16 protein-coding genes, 1 pseudogene and 1 other annotated feature are annotated in these 17195 nt (G+C 50.2%); of the genes and pseudogenes, 10 read left to right on the top strand and 7 right to left on the bottom strand.

Translation table 11 applies throughout. The features are described from left to right. Positions 1-2 precede the first annotated feature (2 nt). Both trpS and ACTVDO_RS04560 read right to left on the bottom strand, forming a co-directional pair. Positions 3-992 (bottom strand): tryptophan--tRNA ligase, encoded by a 990-nt coding sequence (gene trpS, locus ACTVDO_RS04565; RefSeq protein ID WP_023817507.1) that lies wholly within the window; start codon positions 990-992, stop codon positions 3-5. A gap of 46 nt (positions 993-1038) precedes the next feature. Continuing rightward, positions 1039-1272: a binding site (T-box leader), on the bottom strand. A gap of 46 nt (positions 1273-1318) precedes the next feature. Continuing rightward, positions 1319-1693, bottom strand: a complete 375-nt coding sequence (locus tag ACTVDO_RS04560; protein ID WP_020958945.1) for a DUF3899 domain-containing protein — start codon at positions 1691-1693, stop codon at positions 1319-1321. 422 nt (positions 1694-2115) lie between these two features. Here ACTVDO_RS04560 and ACTVDO_RS04555 point away from each other — a divergent pair, with 422 nt between their 5' ends. The 5 genes and pseudogenes from ACTVDO_RS04555 (at position 2116) to ACTVDO_RS04535 (ending at position 7776) form a co-directional block, all read left to right on the top strand. Then, the gene (locus tag ACTVDO_RS04555) at positions 2116-3762 is read left to right on the top strand and encodes an ABC transporter substrate-binding protein (RefSeq protein ID WP_442901131.1); all 1647 of its coding nucleotides are present in this window, start codon (positions 2116-2118) and stop codon (positions 3760-3762) included. Positions 3763-3895: 133 nt separating this feature from the next. Then, on the top strand, positions 3896-4825 hold the full coding sequence (gene opp3b, locus ACTVDO_RS04550; protein WP_442901130.1) for an oligopeptide ABC transporter permease: 930 nt from the start codon (positions 3896-3898) through the stop codon (positions 4823-4825). Beyond that, the gene (opp3C, locus tag ACTVDO_RS04545) at positions 4822-5844 is read left to right on the top strand and encodes an oligopeptide ABC transporter permease (protein WP_023817511.1); all 1023 of its coding nucleotides are present in this window, start codon (positions 4822-4824) and stop codon (positions 5842-5844) included. Before opp3b ends, opp3C begins: the two co-directional genes overlap by 4 nt. A gap of 21 nt (positions 5845-5865) precedes the next feature. Then, on the top strand, positions 5866-6927 hold the full coding sequence (locus tag ACTVDO_RS04540) for an ABC transporter ATP-binding protein (protein ID WP_442901129.1): 1062 nt from the start codon (positions 5866-5868) through the stop codon (positions 6925-6927). Continuing rightward, positions 6920-7776, top strand: a pseudogene (locus ACTVDO_RS04535) (ABC transporter ATP-binding protein). The gene ACTVDO_RS04540 and the pseudogene ACTVDO_RS04535 overlap by 8 nt, the downstream one beginning before the upstream one ends. 120 nt (positions 7777-7896) lie before the next feature. Here the strand turns inward: ACTVDO_RS04535 and ACTVDO_RS04530 are convergent. Further along, entirely contained in the window at positions 7897-8079 is a 183-nt protein-coding gene (locus tag ACTVDO_RS04530; RefSeq protein WP_020958951.1) for a hypothetical protein, read from the bottom strand. 305 nt (positions 8080-8384) lie between these two features. Here ACTVDO_RS04530 and spxA point away from each other — a divergent pair, with 305 nt between their 5' ends. Continuing rightward, a complete protein-coding gene (spxA, locus tag ACTVDO_RS04525; protein ID WP_020958952.1) occupies positions 8385-8783 on the top strand; it encodes a transcriptional regulator SpxA in 399 nt (132 codons plus the stop codon). Between the two features lie 51 nt (positions 8784-8834). On the opposite strand, the gene ACTVDO_RS04520 is transcribed toward spxA, so the two are convergent. Beyond that, complete coding sequence (locus ACTVDO_RS04520; RefSeq protein WP_020958953.1) at positions 8835-9497, bottom strand: TerC family protein; 663 nt, start codon at positions 9495-9497, stop codon at positions 8835-8837. A 215-nt stretch (positions 9498-9712) separates the two neighbouring features. Here ACTVDO_RS04520 and mecA point away from each other — a divergent pair, with 215 nt between their 5' ends. The 4 genes from mecA to pepF all read left to right on the top strand — a co-directional run bounded on the left by mecA (position 9713) and on the right by pepF (position 15379). Next, positions 9713-10393 carry an adaptor protein MecA gene (mecA, locus tag ACTVDO_RS04515; protein ID WP_020958954.1) on the top strand — a complete coding sequence of 227 codons (681 nt, stop codon included), beginning with the start codon at positions 9713-9715 and terminating at the stop codon, positions 10391-10393. A gap of 161 nt (positions 10394-10554) precedes the next feature. Further along, positions 10555-12063 carry a cardiolipin synthase gene (gene cls, locus ACTVDO_RS04510; RefSeq protein WP_020958955.1) on the top strand — a complete coding sequence of 503 codons (1509 nt, stop codon included), beginning with the start codon at positions 10555-10557 and terminating at the stop codon, positions 12061-12063. 170 nt (positions 12064-12233) lie between these two features. Then, positions 12234-13523, top strand: coding sequence for a competence protein CoiA (locus ACTVDO_RS04505; RefSeq protein ID WP_442901128.1), 1290 nt, complete (start codon positions 12234-12236; stop codon positions 13521-13523). Between the two features lie 32 nt (positions 13524-13555). Continuing rightward, positions 13556-15379: an oligoendopeptidase F gene (gene pepF, locus ACTVDO_RS04500; RefSeq protein ID WP_442901127.1), complete on the top strand. Its 1824-nt coding sequence runs from the start codon at positions 13556-13558 to the stop codon at positions 15377-15379. 13 nt (positions 15380-15392) lie between these two features. Here the strand turns inward: pepF and ACTVDO_RS04495 are convergent, their stop codons facing one another. The 3 genes from ACTVDO_RS04495 to ACTVDO_RS04485 form a co-directional block, all read right to left on the bottom strand. Beyond that, the gene (locus ACTVDO_RS04495) at positions 15393-15590 is read right to left on the bottom strand and encodes a hypothetical protein (RefSeq protein ID WP_442901126.1); all 198 of its coding nucleotides are present in this window, start codon (positions 15588-15590) and stop codon (positions 15393-15395) included. Between the two features lie 282 nt (positions 15591-15872). Next, entirely contained in the window at positions 15873-16766 is an 894-nt protein-coding gene (gene spxH / locus ACTVDO_RS04490; RefSeq protein WP_442901125.1) for a ClpXP adapter protein SpxH, read from the bottom strand. Next, positions 16759-17172, bottom strand: a complete 414-nt coding sequence (locus tag ACTVDO_RS04485; protein WP_020958960.1) for a globin domain-containing protein — start codon at positions 17170-17172, stop codon at positions 16759-16761. Before ACTVDO_RS04485 ends, spxH begins: the two co-directional genes overlap by 8 nt. Positions 17173-17195 lie beyond the last annotated feature (23 nt).

Below are 17195 nucleotides of genomic sequence, written 5' to 3'. Positions count from 1 at the left end.
GTTCACCGCCGCCGCCCAAGCCCCATGGCCTGCTCCATTTTGCGCACCATTTCCGAAGCGATGCGGTTTGCTTTTTCCGCTCCGTCGTCCAAAACCCGGTCAAGCTCTTCGCTTTCGAGCCAATGGTAATATCGCTCTTGGATCGGTTCGAGCGCTTGAATGACCACGTGGGCCAAATCGGCCTTAAAGACACCATACCCTTTCCCTTCATATTGTCGCTCGAGCTCGTCAATCGGTTGCCCCGATAAAATCGAATAAATGTTGAGCAAGTTCGAAATGCCCGGTTTCGCTTCCTTATCATAGCGGATCGTTCCTTCCGAATCGGTGACGGCGCTTTTAATTTTCTTTTCGATCGTTTTGGCATCATCAAGCAGCGTAATAAACGCCTTTGGGTTCGGGTCGGATTTGCTCATTTTTTTCGTCGGATCGGCAAGGGACATAATGCGGGCGCCGATTTTGGGGATGCGCGCTTCTGGAATCGTGAACAGTTCGCCATACCGCTTGTTGAAGCGCTCGGCCAAATCGCGCGTCAGCTCGATATGCTGCTTTTGGTCTTCGCCGACCGGGACGATATCCGCGTTGTAAAGCAAAATGTCAGCCGCCATAAGCGGTGGGTACGTGAGCAGCCCGGCGCTGACCGCCTCTTTTCCGGCCGATTTGTCTTTAAACTGCGTCATCCGCTCAAGCTCGCCGATATACACAATGCACTGCAGCATCCAAGCCGCCTGGGCGTGCGCCGGCACCTCCGATTGAATGAACAGCGTCGCCTTCATTGGATCGAGACCGACCGCCAAATACAAGGCGGCGAGGCGGCGGATGTTTTGTTGCAGTTCGTTCGGGTCTTGCGGAACGGTAATGGCATGTTGATCGACAATGCAAAAGTAGCAGTTGTACTCATGCTGCAGTTCGACAAACTGCCGCATTGCACCGATGTAGTTGCCGAGTGTAATCACACCGCTCGGCTGGATGCCGGAAAAAATCGTTTTCACCACTTTTCACTCCTTTACGAAAAATGAAAAAAGCCCTACTTCCCTCTTTGGTAGGGACGGTAGGACCGCGGTGCCACCCTAGTTACTGCGCTAAAGCGCAATCGCTCAACCCATGCGAAATTCATGGCGCCCCGATAACGCGGGGAGGACGTCCCAGCCTACTTGCCTGCGGGTTCGGCCGGAAGCTCGAAAGCCCATTCCATATGGCTAGCCGCTTGTTCGCACCGCCCACAAGCTCTCTGAAGGCGTCGCCATATGTACTCTTCTTTCTCATCACTTTCTCGATATTTGTTTCTTTATTATAGGAGAAACTCCCCGTCTTTGCAACCTCATTGTACTGCATACCCGGCAGCGATCATCGCGAGAAAAAGAAGCAGGCCGGAAAAAAGGAGCGGATACGTTATAGCGAACCGCACCGGACCGGTGGGCTCGTCTGCCTCATGCTCCCCCGCTATTTCCTCCACATAGCTTTCCGCTTTCGTCCCTCTTTTGCGCAGCCGGCGAAATCCGTAAGCAAATCCGTTGAAAAACCCGCGCTCGTAGACGAATAAAAGCCCGCCGAGCGACAGCGGAACAAGAGAAAGCAAAAATGCGGCGTTAATGAAGGAAACCGCCGTCCATGTCCCTTGCCGGAAAACGATCAGCGCGCTTGTTGTCAACATCGCAACGATGAGCCATCCGGTTCGAACAGCGATCTGTTTCATCTCGTTTCTCCTGCCTTTCTGATTGCCGCTTTTATTGTACCATAAAACGACTATGTGAAAAGGTTGTTAAAATTATTAACAAAGTTATATTAAAAAATATACCACCATTTTGGAAGTGAAGGAATAATTTGCTTTAGAACCGGTGGGGGAAGGAAAAAAATTATATTGTAAGCGTTTTCTAATATGTTTACAGAAATTTTTTATTTACATTAGCGTTGAAAATCGTTACAATGCAGATGTAAATACAAGCCGATCTTCCTGGTAATTTGCAAGTAATTCGAAAATTTTTTATTTAATAAAATAAAAAATTCTTTTCAAATATACTAATACAGGATATAATAGGGCATGTAAGTACAATCTTCTGAAACCTAATAGTTCAGAAGATTTGTAATACACTACATAAACTCAAGGGGGGTTTTTAAGTGAAGAAGCGATTTTCTTTCTTCCTCGTTCTGCTTCTGGCGCTGTCGACGTTCTTGGCAGCATGCGGCGGCGGGGATGACAACGCCCAAGGCGGCGAAGGCGGCGAGAAGCCGGCGGAGAAAAAAGAGCAAGTATTGAACTTGCTTGATTATTCGGAAATTCCGTCTCTTGACTCGGCGCTCGCTACCGACCAAGTATCGTTTATCGTCTTGAACAACGTCATGGAGGGGCTGTACCGTTTAGGGAAAGACAACAAACCGGTCCCTGGGGTGGCGGAAAGCTATGAAGTGAGCGAGGACGGCAAAACGTATACGTTCAAACTCCGCCAGGATGCCAAATGGTCCAACGGCGACCCGGTGACGGCGCACGACTTCGTATTCGCTTGGAAGCGCGTGCTCGATCCGAAAACGAAGGCTGAGTATGCGTACATTATGTACGACATTAAAAACGCAGAAGAAGTCAACACAGGCAAATTGCCGGTTGACCAACTCGGCGTCAAAGCGCTTGACGATTACACGCTTCAAGTCGAGCTGAAAAACCCGATTCCGTATTTCATCAGCCTGACCGTATTCGGCACGTTTATGCCGCAAAACGAGAAATTCGTAAAAGCACAAGGCGACAAATACGGTCTGGAAGCGAACACGACGCTGTACAACGGCCCGTTCGTCTTGAGCGAATGGAAACATGAACAAGGCTGGACTTATGAGAAAAACCCGAATTACTGGGACAAAGATACAGTGAAGCTGGAAAAAATCAACGTCAAAGTCGTCAAAGACACGGCAACGGCTGTCAACTTGTATGAAACAAAGCAAGTTGACCGCGTCGTCTTGACGGCGGAGTTCGTTGACAAGTACAAAAATGATAAAAACTTCAGCACAGAACTGGAACCGTCCCTTTTCTGGCTGCGCATGAACACGAAAAAAGAACCGTTGAACAATGTGAACGTGCGCAAAGCGATCGCGATGGCGATTGACAGACAAGCGATGGTGGATACGCTCCTCAACAACGGCTCGATCGTCGCGAACTTTACCGTTCCGAAAGAGTTTGTTGTCGGCCCGGACGGGAAAGACTTCCGTGATGCGAATGGCGACTTAGTGTCGTACAACGTGGATGAAGCGAAAAAATTATGGGAGCAAGCGAAAAAAGAACTTGGCAAAGATCAATTCACGATTGAGCTGTTGAACTATGACAGCGACAGCTCGAAAAAAATTGGCGAGTATATTAAAGCACAGCTCGAGCAAAACTTGCCGGGCTTGACGGTTAACATTAAACAACAGCCGTTTGCGCAAAAGCTTGAGCTCGAAAGCAAAATGCAGTACGATTTGTCGTTCTCCGGTTGGGGCCCGGACTATCAAGACCCGATGACGTTCCTTGACTTGTGGACGACCACTAATCCGCACAACCAAACGGGTTGGTCCAATGCCGAGTATGACAAGTTGATTCAAGAGGCGAAAACGACGCTGCTTGGCGATTTGCAAGCCCGTTGGGATGCGATGTTGCAAGCGGAAAAAATCGTCTTTGAAGAAATGCCGTTTGCACCGCTCTATCAGCGCGGGACTGCATATTTGCAACGCGAGTATGTGAAAGACATTGTTTCACATCCGTTCGGCGGTGACTACAGCTACAAATGGGCATATATTGAGTAAACGTTTTGCATGAAGTGCCGGGGAGAGTATATGCAAGGGCATATACTCTCCTTTTGCCTGCCAAGGCGAAAAATGTCGAAAAAGATAAAAGATTAAAATATTGTTATGTTCAATGAAAAAGAGGAGGTGCGCCATGGTACGGTATACGATCCAGCGACTCGTGTATATGGTGATTACGCTGCTGGTTATTGCCACCGTCACATTCTTTTTAATGAAACTGTTGCCGGGATCGCCGCTGCAAAACCAAGAAAAATTGACGCCGGAGCAGAAGGAGCTTATTTTAAAAGAGTACGGGCTTGATAAGCCTGTGCCGGTTCAATATGTGCAATATTTAGGCAACTTGCTGCAAGGCGACTTAGGTGTCTCGTTCCAATACGACAACCGTCCGGTGACGGAGTTGATCGGCGACCGGATCGGTCCGTCGGCCCAGCTTGGGTTCCAGGCGATCGTTTTCGGCACGCTTGTCGGCTTGTTGCTTGGTATTTTTGCAGCGATCCGTCACAACGGTTGGGGCGATTATGTAGCTACGGTAATCGCGGTCATTGGGATTTCCGTTCCTTCGTTTGTGTTGGCCGGGTTTTTGCAATATTTTATCGGTGTCAAGCTGCAATGGCTGCCGGTCGCGTTTTGGGAAGGGTTTACGTACACGATTATGCCGACGTTGGCGTTATCTGCCGGCGTTATTGCCAACATCGCCCGCTTTATGCGGACGGAAATGCTTGAAGTGCTAAGCTCTGACTACATTTTAACCGCTCGGGCGAAAGGGATCAGCAACGCCAACGTCATTACGAGACACGCCATTCGCAACTCGCTCATCCCGGTGATCACAATCCTCGGTCCGATGGCGGTCAACTTAATGACGGGGACGCTGGTTATTGAGAAAATTTTTGCCGTTCCAGGTCTTGGGGAGCAATTTGTCCGCTCGATCGAGCTAAATGACTATCCGGTCATTATGGGGACGACGTTGTTTTATTCGGCGTTATTGATCTTTGTCATCTTTATTGTGGACATTCTTTACGGAATTGTTGACCCACGCATCCGTTTAGCGGGAGGGAAAAAATGATGGCGAAACAACAATACGATCAGCTTTCACCGGAATGGTTCCAGCCCGCCCCGCCAAATGTCGGTGAGCAAGAAAAAATCAACCGCCCAAGCTTAACGTTTTGGCATGACGCGTGGCTTCGCCTGCGTGAAAATAAGGCGGCGATCGTCGGGCTGATTATGATTGTCATTTTGGCTTTATTAGCGATTTTTGCACCGATGGCAAGCGAGCGCTCTTATAAAGATCAAAACTTAAGCCATGCAAAATTGCCTCCGAAAGTCCCTGTGTTAGAGAATATTAGTTGGCTTAACTTGGATGGAAAAGATCCAAATGGCGTCGATGTATATAAAGAGCGCGGCGTGAAAGAGTACTATTGGTTTGGCACCGACGACTTGGGCCGCGACTTATGGGTAAGAACGTGGTACGGGACGCGCATTTCCCTTTATATCGGTTTGTTAGCTGCTTTGATTGACTTGTTTATCGGCATTGCTTACGGGGGTATTTCCGGCTACTATGGCGGCCGCGTCGACAATGTCATGCAGCGCATCATCGAAATTTTAAACGGCATTCCGTATTTGATCGTCGTCATTTTATTTATTTTAATTTTCGAACCTGGGATTATTTCGATTACGCTGGCGATGGTCATCACCGGCTGGACGACGATGGCGCGTATTGTACGCGGACAAATCTTAAAACTGAAAAACATGGAGTACGTGTTGGCAGCGCGGACGCTTGGGGCATCGAATTCCCGGCTCATCTTTAAACATTTGATTCCAAACGTTATGGGGCCGATTATCATTACGACGATGTTCACCATTCCAGCGGCCATTTTTACCGAGGCGTTTTTGAGCTTTATCGGTCTGGGCATCCGTCCGCCGGAAGCATCGCTCGGCTCGCTCGTGAATGAGGGGTATAAATCGATTCAAACGTATCCGCATTTGATCATTATCCCGTCGATTGTCATCAGCTTGCTTATTTTAAGCTTTAACCTGTTGGCTGACGGGCTGCGCGATGCGCTCGACCCGAAAATGCGCAAATAACGGACGGAAGGGGTGAAGACGGTGGAAAAAATTTTACAGGTGAACGATTTGCACATCTCCTTTGATATTCATGCTGGTGAAGTGCAGGCAGTCCGCGGTGTCACCTTTGATTTGTATAAAGGGGAGACGCTGGCGATTGTCGGTGAGTCGGGCTCTGGGAAATCGGTGACGTCAAAAGCGCTTATGCGCCTGCTGCCGACACCGCCAAGCCGCATTAAACAAGGAGAAATTTTGTTTGAAGGAAAAGACTTGACGAAGTTGCCGGAAAACGAGATGCAGTCGATCCGCGGCGCGAAAATTTCGATGATTTTCCAAGATCCGATGACATCGCTCAACCCGACGATGACGATCGGGAAGCAAATTACGGAGGCGATCTTGAAACACCAAAAATTGTCGAAAGACGAGGCGCGCAAACGGGCGATTGAACTGTTGCAACTCGTCGGCATTAAAAATGCCGAGCTGCGCATGAAGCAATATCCGCATCAATTTTCCGGCGGGATGCGTCAGCGTGTTGTCATTGCGATTGCGTTGGCGTGCAACCCGAAAATTTTGATCGCCGACGAACCGACGACGGCGCTTGATGTGACGATTCAGGCGCAAATTTTGGAGCTGATGAAAGACATTCAGAAAAAGCTAGGTATGTCGATTATTTTCATTACCCACGACTTAGGGGTTGTTGCCAACATGGCTGACCGGGTTGCGGTCATGTACGCCGGTAAAATCGTAGAGATCGGGACGGTCGATGAGATTTTTTACAACCCGAAACATCCGTACACATGGGGGCTGCTCGCCTCGATGCCGAGCCTTGACCATAAAGATACGGAACTGTATTCGATTCCGGGCTCGCCGCCGGATTTGCTAAATCCTCCAAAAGGCGATGCGTTTGCGCCGCGCAACCCGTATGCGTTAAAAATCGACTATGAGCTTGAGCCGCCAATGTTTCAAGTGTCGGATACGCATTATGCGGCGACATGGCTTTTGCACGAGATGGCGCCAAACGTGGAACGGCCGGCCGTTGTGCGCGAGCGGATGAAACAGTTCGCTGACATCGTTGCCCGGAAAGGAGGCAAACCGCGTGGCTAAACAAAAACTGCTCGAAGTGAAAAACTTAAAACAATATTTCCCGGCCGGCCGTGGTGAAGTGGTCAAAGCGGTCGACGGGGTAACGTTTGATATTTATAAAGGCGAGACGTTCGGCCTTGTCGGCGAGTCAGGTTGCGGCAAGTCAACGACAGGAAGGACGATCATCCGGCTGTATGACGGAAAATGCAAATGATTTTCCAAGATCCGTATGCGTCGCTCAATCCGCGGATGACCGTCGCGGATATTATTGCGGAAGGCATTGACATTCATGGACTGGCGAAAACAAAAGAGGAGCGGATGCAGCGCGTGTATGAGCTGCTTGAGACGGTCGGATTGAACCGCGAGCACGCGAACCGCTATCCGCACGAATTTTCAGGCGGCCAACGCCAACGGATCGGCATTGCCCGCGCATTGGCGGTCGAACCGGAATTCATCATCGCCGATGAGCCCATTTCGGCGCTTGATGTGTCGATTCAAGCACAAGTGGTGAACTTGATGAAACGGTTGCAGCGTGAAAAAGGACTGACGTATTTGTTTATCGCCCATGATTTGTCGATGGTCAAATACATCAGCGACCGGATCGGGGTCATGTACTTCGGGAAAATGGTGGAGCTCGCTGAGTCGGAAGAGCTGTATCGCAATCCGATCCATCCGTATACGAAAGCACTGCTCTCCGCGATTCCGCTTCCAGATCCGGAAACGGAGCGGACGCGCAAGCGGATCATTTATGACCCGGCACAGCACGGCTATCAAGACGGGGAAGAGCTCGAATTTCGTGAAATTACACCGGGCCATTTCGTGCTTTGTTCGGAGGAAGAGTATAAGCGGTACCGGGCGATGTATGCCTAAACTCTGCTCTTGTTCAGGAAGGAACCGCTCCTGCGGGCATGAAAAAGCGCCGTCTCTTCACCGACGCTTGATACGAACGGAGAAGCAGACGGCGTGATGCCATGCGCCCGTTTCCGGGCGTCATTTTTTTCCCCCGACGAAATTCCACCCTTGCTGAATGCGGCGAGAGGCCTCAACATGCTTTTCTCTCTTGTTTCGGCCAAACAGCCGCTCTCCAATCGTGTTGCTCACGCTCCCCATCAAGGCGGTGATGCCGACAATCAATGCTGAAGCAATGGCAAAATCAACGAAATAGCCGGCCATTTGTTTTTCCTCCCTTTTCTCTTCTACTTTGATTGTAGAGGATTTTTCTTCCCATTGGAAGGGGAACAGAGAAAATTGCATCAATCCGTTGAAAAACTATATCTTTCTTCATTCATTTATTGTATAATATATCATGTTAAAGTCATTTCAATTTGCAAATGATTAACAAGACGGCCGGCCGCCCGGCAGGTGGCATAGGCCGTATCGCTATGCCGTCGGGCTTGTTAAAGCGGGCATAGCTGTATGCGCCCGTCAGCCGACGGGCTGGGAAAGCAAGGGATTCCTTGTGAAAAGGAGTGATCAAAATGGTCAAGCTATACACATCACCGAGCTGCACGTCGTGCCGGAAAGCGAAGGCGTGGCTCGAGAAGCATGATATTCCTTATGTTGAACGCAATATTTTCTCCGAGCCGCTTACGGTCGAGGAGATTAAAGAGATTTTACGGATGACGGAAACGGGGACGGATGAAATCATTTCGACCCGCTCAAAAGTGTTTCAAAAGCTGAACATTAACCTCGAGTGTTTACCGCTGCAAGATTTGTACGAGCTTATTCAAAAAAACCCGGGCATTTTGCGCCGGCCGATTATTATTGATGAAAAGCGGCTCCAAGTCGGTTATAACGAAGATGAAATCCGCCGCTTTCTGCCGCGCAAGGTACGGGCGTATCAGCTCCGCGAAGCGCAGCGGCTAGTGAACGGGTGACAAAAAAACTTCTACATGGCCTGCCATGTAGAAGTTTTTTATCGGTGCCAGTCAGCGAATGGCGCGCGCCCGACGGTTGGCCGCAAAGCCGAGCAAAACGGCAAGAATGGCCGCTGCGACCGGAAAAAGCAGTTCCCAGCGCGGATCGTAAAACGGGTGCAACCGCTCTTCAGTGGCGATCATTTTTCCGGCAGTGTAAGCCAATAAGGCGCCGCCGATATAAATTAGAAACGGAAACCGTTCCATGGCATAAAGGACGATTTTGCTGCCTAAAATGATGATAGGAACGGAGCAAAGAAAGCCGAAAACGACAAGCCCGGTATGCCCTTGGGCTGCTCCGGCGATGGCGATGACGTTGTCCATCCCCATGACAACATCGGCGACAACGATCGTGCGGACGGCTTTCCAAAGCGATGGCTCGGCTTTAATCGCGACCGGTTTTTCGTCCTTCTGCCCGATCAGCTTCAAGGCGATCCAAAAGAGGATGAGGCCGCCGGCAAGCTGCAAAAATGGAATGGTTAACAGCCATACGACCGCTGCGGTTAGGAAAATGCGGACAGCGATTGCCAACGCCGTACCGAGGATAATGGCGATGTTCCGTTTCTGTTCCGGCAAGTTGCGGCTCGCTAACGCAATGACAACCGCATTGTCCCCACCTAGAATGACATCGATGCCGATGATTAATAAGATCGAGACGATATATTCATCCACCATAGGCGTCCCTCATTCCGTCCGTGTTCATCATCATTATAGTAGGGCATGGCCGGTTTCATAACCAATTTTTAAAAACGCGTTTTTTTATTTCCCTTCTTTCGCTTTTTGTCATAAAATATAAAGTACAAGATATAAGTTTTGATTTCAATAGAATGCCTAGGGGAACGATCCCTTCCCTTTTTTATTTCTTTGGTTTAGAAGGGAGAGTTGAGAAGATGGAAATTGAACGCATCAACGACCATACAGTGAAGTTCTATATTTCGTATGTTGATATAGAGGAGCGCGGTTTTGACCGTGAAGAAATTTGGTACAATCGGGAACGAAGTGAGGAACTGTTCTGGGAAATGATGGATGAGGTCCATGGTGAAAGCGATTTTTCGCTCGACGGCCCGCTTTGGATTCAAGTGCAGGCGTTGGAAAAAGGGCTTGAAGTAGTGGTGACGAAAGCACAGTTGTCTAAAGACGGAAGCAAGCTGGAGCTGCCGATTCCGGAGGAAAAATGGCGCGAGTTTTCGCTGTCAGCTGATGAGAAGATTGAATCGCTGTTCGGTCACCATTTCCATTTCGGCCGAAACGATACTTCTGGAGACGGGGAAGAACAAGATGTTCTTCAGTTTATGCTTTCGTTTAAAGACATTGAAGACGTCATCTCCTTGGCGCATCGCGCTGACTTTTCCGGCTTGTCGAACCGTCTGTTCCGGTTTGAAGGGCGCTATTATTTGTTCGTTGAATTTGGCGAACAATATACCGAACACGAAGTCGACAATATGCTCAGCCTTCTCTTGGAATACGGAAATGATTCGCAGCTGACGATTTACCGTCTCGAAGAATACGGAACCGAAATCATGGGCGACAACGCGCTCGAAACAATAAAACAATATTTTCCAACTCGATAACGTTTCTATTCTGCCGATTTCGCTTCCAGAAATCGGCGTTTTCTTTGTTGGAAACATCTAATAAGGATGGTGGGAGAGGGAAGGGAAGAAAAGCGGATGAAACCATTGGCCGCGGAGTGCAGTATAAAGAGGGAAGAGGATGATCAGTTGGAGGGGTTTGGTTGAGAAACGCATCAAGAGTTGCCATTCTTGCTGGCATCGTTGGCCTGCTGCTGGCCTTGACACACGATTATTGGGAAGGAAAGCTTCTCGGTATTTTTAGTGTACTAATCTCTTGCTCGGTTGTGTTTATTGCGTTTGTTATTTCGCTTGAAAACCGGAAGCCGGCGCAGACGATCGCCTGGTTGGCGGTGTTAGGCAGCTTTCCGATTGTTGGCTTTTTGTTTTATTTATTATTCGGCCGCAACTATTGGCAGCAACGTCGCTTTAAAAGAAAGGCCGAATTTGATGCGGCCGTGCTGTTGAAGTTTCAGGAGCCGTCGCCGATTGCCATCGAGCGGCTGCCGATAGCGCTCCATCAGCGCCCGCTGTTGCATCTTGCCTATCGTGTCGGCCAGCACCCTGTGTCATTGGCATCGCAAACGGCGGTATTGACCAATGGTGAAGAGACGTTTGCGGCGATTTTTGCCGAGCTCGAAAAAGCGGAGCACCATATCCACTTAGAATATTATATCGTCCGCCATGACGAAATCGGTCAAAAACTGAAGCGTGTTTTGATGGAAAAGGCGCGCCAAGGCGTGTGTGTCCGTTTTTTATATGATGCCGTCGGCAGTTGGAAACTATCAAACGCTTACATCGAGGAGCTGCGCGCAGCCGGAGTCGAAATGATCCCATTCTCGCCGGTGCGTCTGCCGGTATTAAGCAACCAAATTAACTTCCGCAACCATCGGAAAATTATTGTCATCGACGGGGGCGTCGGTTTTGTCGGCGGGCTGAACATCGGGGACGAATATTTAGGAAAAGATAAGTATTTCGGATTTTGGCGTGATACCCATTTGTTGATTCGGGGCGAGGCCGTCCGGACACTGCAACTTATTTTCCTGCAAGACTGGTATTATATGACGGGCGAGCGGTTGTTGACGCCGGACTATTTGTCGCCGCCGCTCATTGTCGAGGAAGGCCAGGGCGGGGTGCAGCTCATCGCCGGCGGCCCCGATCAAAAGTGGGAAGTGATTAAACAGTTGTATTTTGCTATGATTACGTCAGCGAAACGGTCGATTTGGGTTGCCTCGCCGTACTTTGTGCCGGATGAAGACATTTTAACGGCGCTGAAAGTGGCGGCGCTAAGCGGCATCGACGTCCGCCTGCTCGCGCCGAAACGCCCGGACAAAAAAATTGTCTTTTACGCCTCGCGCTCGTACTTTCCGGAGCTGTTGGAAGCTGGGGTGAAAATTTACGAGTACGAAAAAGGATTTTTGCACAGCAAGGTGATTGTCGTCGATGGTGAGCTGGCTTCGATCGGCACAGCGAACATGGATATGCGCAGTTTTCATTTAAACTTTGAAGTGAATGCGTTTTTGTACTATACGGATAGCATCAACAAACTTGTGGGCGATTTTTTAGAAGATTTCTGTCATGCCTCTTTGATCGACTATGAGCAGTTTCAGCAGCGTCCATTCCGGGTGCGGATCGCTGAATCGGTTTCCCGCCTGCTGTCACCGCTGCTGTAGGAGCATTTTCTGATCACATATGATCCAAGTCCGCCGGCTCGGCGGGCTTTTTTTCATTGACGCGGCCTAAGCCGGCAGGAAACATAAGGGCATTTGCCGAACCCATAGACGAACGGAGGACAAAGGTGTGCCTTTGAAAAAACAGCAACAAAAGAAAGGGAGGGATTGCCTTGTTTGTCGCCATCTCAGCCGATGGCCGGCCCATTTCGCTTGCCGGAGCGGAAAGGTGGAGCCCGGAGCGGCTTGTGCAATTAAGAAACGGTGAACCATTTTTTTGTCCCGCTTGTCGGGAAGAAGTCGTGCTGCGGTCCGGTCGCCAACGCTTGCCGCATTTTGCTCACCGGAAAGGGACGGTCTGTCCGTTCGAGCATGAACCAGAGTCGGAGCGGCATTTAACCGGAAAGCGCGATTTGTTCGCCTGGCTCGTCCGCCAGGGGATTGAAGCGAAGCTTGAACCGTATTTGACTGCCATCAGACAGCGCCCCGATGTGTTATTTCGGTACGGCCCCCATCTGTATGCCCTCGAATACCAATGTTCCACCATTGAGGAATCGCTGTTTTGTGAACGCAATAACGGCTACCGCCGCCTTGGCATCCGGCCGCTTTGGGTGTTAGGGGCGCACCACCTGCGGCGCTCGCCGAAACGCCCAAATGAAGTGTCGTTCTCCCGGTTTCAATGGCTGTTTGCCCACGGCGTTCCGCTTTCCGCTGTTCCTCATGTATGGTACTATAGTCCGGAAACAAAGCGTTTCATCCGTCTTTCCCGCCCGTTGCCGCTGACGGTGCGCCGCACGTTGGTCGCCATCGATTCGCATCCCCTTTCCACATTGTCTTTCGCTGCCCTGACTGCTATCCATCCGCAGCCGCTTCCGCCGACATTTTGGGACCAATGGCTTGAAGGAAAAAAACAATGGCGCCGGACGTTTCCGCTTTATCCGAATAAGGCGATGCGCCGCATTTGCGCTGATTTTTACCAGGCCGGCATCGCCCCGTCACTGTTCCCGACCGAAGCCGGTTGGCCGTTTCCGCGCGGCTATTTATGGGAGACGGCCCCATTCATTTGGCAAACATACGTCCTTCTGCCGCTCCTTCGTCAAGAGGGGAAGCCGATGACACTGGCAGCACTGTTCCGGTGGATCGACGAGAAAATCCGCACCGGGCGGCTTGCACCACGTCGGTTGCCGCTTGCCGGGCCGGACACTTACCGGCAGGCAGTCCATGAATATTTGCATTGGTTAAGTTTGCTCGGCTATCTCCGCCGCGGGGAGGGAAGCGGACTTTATTTGGCTAAGCCGCTGTCGTTTCCGGCGACGGTCGAGGACGTCATCCGCCAAGATGCTGCTCTTCTTGAGCAAATTCGCCGGATACCGGCGCTTGCGCCATATTGGGCGGCGCTTGAGTTTGGAACTGGCGGGAAAAATGAGCAAAAAACAGGAAAAAAGGGCGAAAATAGTGAATAATAATCCATGTACCGATTGTTCAAGGAGGGACTATGACGGTGGAAGAGAATAAGGCAAAGAAGTCGCTCCCGTCCCGGAGCGACATACCTGTCGAGGAAACGTGGCGGCTCGAGGACATTTTCCCGACCGATGACGCTTGGGAACAGGAGTTTCAGCAAGTGAAAGGGATGATCCCGAAGCTCAGCGAATACAAAGGCCGGCTTAGCGAATCGCCGGAAGTGATGTATGAAGCGCTGCAATACCAAGATGAAGTGTCGATGCGCCTTGGGAAGCTGTATACATACGCCCATATGCGCTATGACCAAGATACGACGAACTCGTTTTACCAAGGGCTCAACGACCGGGCAAAAGGGTTGTATAGCGAAGCGTCGAGCGCGATGGCGTTTATCGTTCCAGAAATTTTAGCCATTGACGAAGCGGTGTTGCGTTCATTTTTGGAGCAATACGAACCGCTCCGCCTGTATACGCATGCGTTAGATGAAATCACGCGCCAACGCCCGCACATTTTGTCAGCTGAAGAAGAAGCGCTATTGGCGCAGGCCGCCGAGGTCATGCAGGCGACGTCATCGACATTCAGCGCGTTAAACAACGCTGACCTCATCTTTCCGACGATCCGTGACGAAAACGGGGAAGAGGTGGAAGTGACGCACGGCCGGTTTATCCGCTTTTTAGAAAGCACCGACCGCCGCGTTCGCCGTGATGCGTTTCGCGCCGTGTACCATACGTACGAGAAGTTCCAGAATACGTTTGCCAACACGCTTGCGGGCACAGTGAAAAAAGATAACTTTTTCGCCCGCGTCCGTCGCTACAGCTCAGCGCGGGAAGCGGCGTTAGATGCGAACAATATTCCTGAGAGCGTCTATGACAATTTGATCGCCACGATTCACGAGCATTTGCCGCTTTTGCACCGGTATGTGCGGCTGCGTAAAAACGTGCTTGGGCTTGACGAGCTGCATATGTACGACTTATATACTCCGCTTGTGCAAGATGTAAAAATGGAAGTGACATACGACGAAGCGAAGCAATATATGCTTGACGGGCTGGCGCCGCTTGGCGAGGAATATGTGGCGATCGTCAAGGAAGGGCTTGACAATCGCTGGGTCGATGTACGCGAAAATAAAGGGAAACGAAGTGGAGCCTACTCGTCGGGGGCGTATGGCACCCATCCGTACATTTTGCTTAACTGGCAAGACAACGTAAACAACTTGTTTACGCTCGTACATGAGTTCGGCCACTCGGTCCATAGCTATTATACGCGTAAAACACAGCCGTATCCGTACGCCCACTATTCGATTTTTGTTGCTGAAGTGGCGTCGACATGCAATGAGGCCTTATTGAACGATCATTTGCTGAAAACGATCGACGATGAGAAAAAACGGCTATACTTGCTGAACCATTACCTTGAAGGGTTCCGCGGCACCGTTTTTCGGCAAACGATGTTTGCCGAGTTTGAGCATTTGATTCATCAGAAAGCGCAGGAGGGAGAAGCGCTGACAGCCAAGGCGCTCACATCGCTCTATTATGATCTAAACAAAAAATATTTCGGCGATGACATGGTAGTAGATGAGGAAATTGGCCTCGAGTGGGCGCGTATCCCACATTTTTATTACAACTATTACGTGTACCAATACGCAACCGGCTTCAGCGCGGCAACGGCGCTCAGCAAGCAGATTTTGGAGGAAGGAGAACCGGCGGTGAAACGGTACATCGACTTTTTAAAAGCCGGCAGCTCGGATTACCCGATCGAAGTGTTGAAAAAAGCCGGCGTCGATATGACGAGCGCTGAGCCGATCCGTCAAGCGTGCCAAGTGTTTGCGGAGAAGTTGGCGGAAATGGAGCGCCTGCTTGGAAAATAAAGCGGATGTGGCGTTATGGCCACATCCGTTTGGACGGAAACCCTTTAAATTGATGGCGGCGGTTCCAAGTTGTCAGCAGTCCAAGCCATGAGAAAAATAGGAGCGGCATCGTCATCCAAAGTGGAATCAGCTGCATAAGGCCCAAAAGATTGAGAAAAAATGCAACGATGGCGGCCGCGGCCCACAGAAATAAGACCATTCGTCTTTTCATAAAACGCCCGCCCCTTTTCGGTTGTTTTTACTTCAATATATGCCCATTGTCTATGGCGTCATGACAGGAGGGGAAGGCGGGACGAATTATGACAATAATGTGAACAAACGAGCAAACAGGTTGCCAATTTGTTTCGGCGTTTGTTAAGATAAAGATGTGAACGGAAGACAAAACTGATACCCCTTTGTTTGACCGTGAACAATTTCTCCCATCCCCTTTGTTGTCTTAACAACAAGAAGAAAGCCCGGCATCGGCCGGGCTTTCTTCTTTCTTTCTATTTTCTTAAGACAGGGCATCTTCGATATAGCGCCAAAACGTTCCGTGTTTGACGGGTACCCGCTCTACTTTTTGCTTCAGTTGCAGTTTTTTCATTTCTGTTTCCGCTTCTTGGATGCTCCAATTGTATACAACGGCAACTTCTTTTGTGGCGACAAATTTAAAATGGCTTAAAAATGACTCGAGCGGAGGGGGAGGGGACGGCTCGGGGCGGAAGCCAAGCATTTCGGCGATGAGTTCGACGTAAATATCATACGGATAGCATCCGGAAATTTTAATGCCTTCGTCTTCAATGTTTTCATTAAACAACACGAGTGCCGGCGTTTCATCGACATCCATTTCCGAGGTGATTTTTAAATCACACTGGAACGCTTTTGCCGCTCCTGGCGAATGCATGTCGCGCAGAAATTCATCAACATCAAGCCCGGCTTCAGCGGCGCATTCCGCCAGTACAGCCAAGTCAGCGACGTTTTGTTTTTCGAGAAACAGCTGCTCCTGTAATTTGCGCAAAAAACGAAGGCCGGCCCGTTTTCCTTGCATTTCTGCCGCTTTAATGGCGAGGGATGGGGCAAACGGGCTTGAGATCGGATTCTCCAACCAGACGTTTCCATCACACGACATGCCGGAACGATTGGCTGTCCATTCCCACGTCCTGGCCATCGCTTCCCGTTTGGTTCCTTTGCGCGTGTTTAATGCCGCCCACTTTCCGCTCAATATATGCCTTAAGGTAAAAAAACGGCCGTATTCAATCTTCAGCTTTTTGATGACGGGTTCGAGCCCCCAGCATTCCGGGCATAAAGGATCGATAAATAAGTACAGCTCAAGCGGTTTGTTCGTGTTGCCTAACGGCTGGGAAGGGACGTGAGACGGCGTCGTTTTCCCAGCGAACTTCTTATTCAAGGGAATACTCCTTTCTGTCCAAATGATCCGGGGTATTGACCATATGGTGGGCGGTGAGCACAAGGCGATGATAAAACTGTTCGCGCGCCGGCCCGGCCAGGCCGATTTCATCCATCGCCGCCCGCATACAGGCAAGCCATGCTTCCGCCCGCTTCGGCGTAATTTCGAACCGAAGATGGCGCGCCCGCATCATCGGGTGGCCATGCTCGGCAGTATAAAGCGGGGGCCCGCCCAAATATTGCGTTAAAAATTGTTTTTGTTTGCGGGCGATTTCTGTAAAATCATCGGGGAAAATCGGCCGTAAGTCCGGATGCGCTGCGACGCGCCGGTAAAACGCTTCGACAAGTTTCGTAATCGTTTCCTCTCCGCCGACCGCCTCATAAAGAGTTTGCCATTGTTCTCCCATTGCGGATGCTCCTTTTGCTTGAA

Source organism: Geobacillus sp. BK01 (genome assembly GCF_052220245.1).
Taxonomy (GTDB): Bacteria; Bacillota; Bacilli; order Bacillales; family Anoxybacillaceae; genus Geobacillus.
This window is presented reverse-complemented; position numbering and strand designations above follow the sequence as displayed.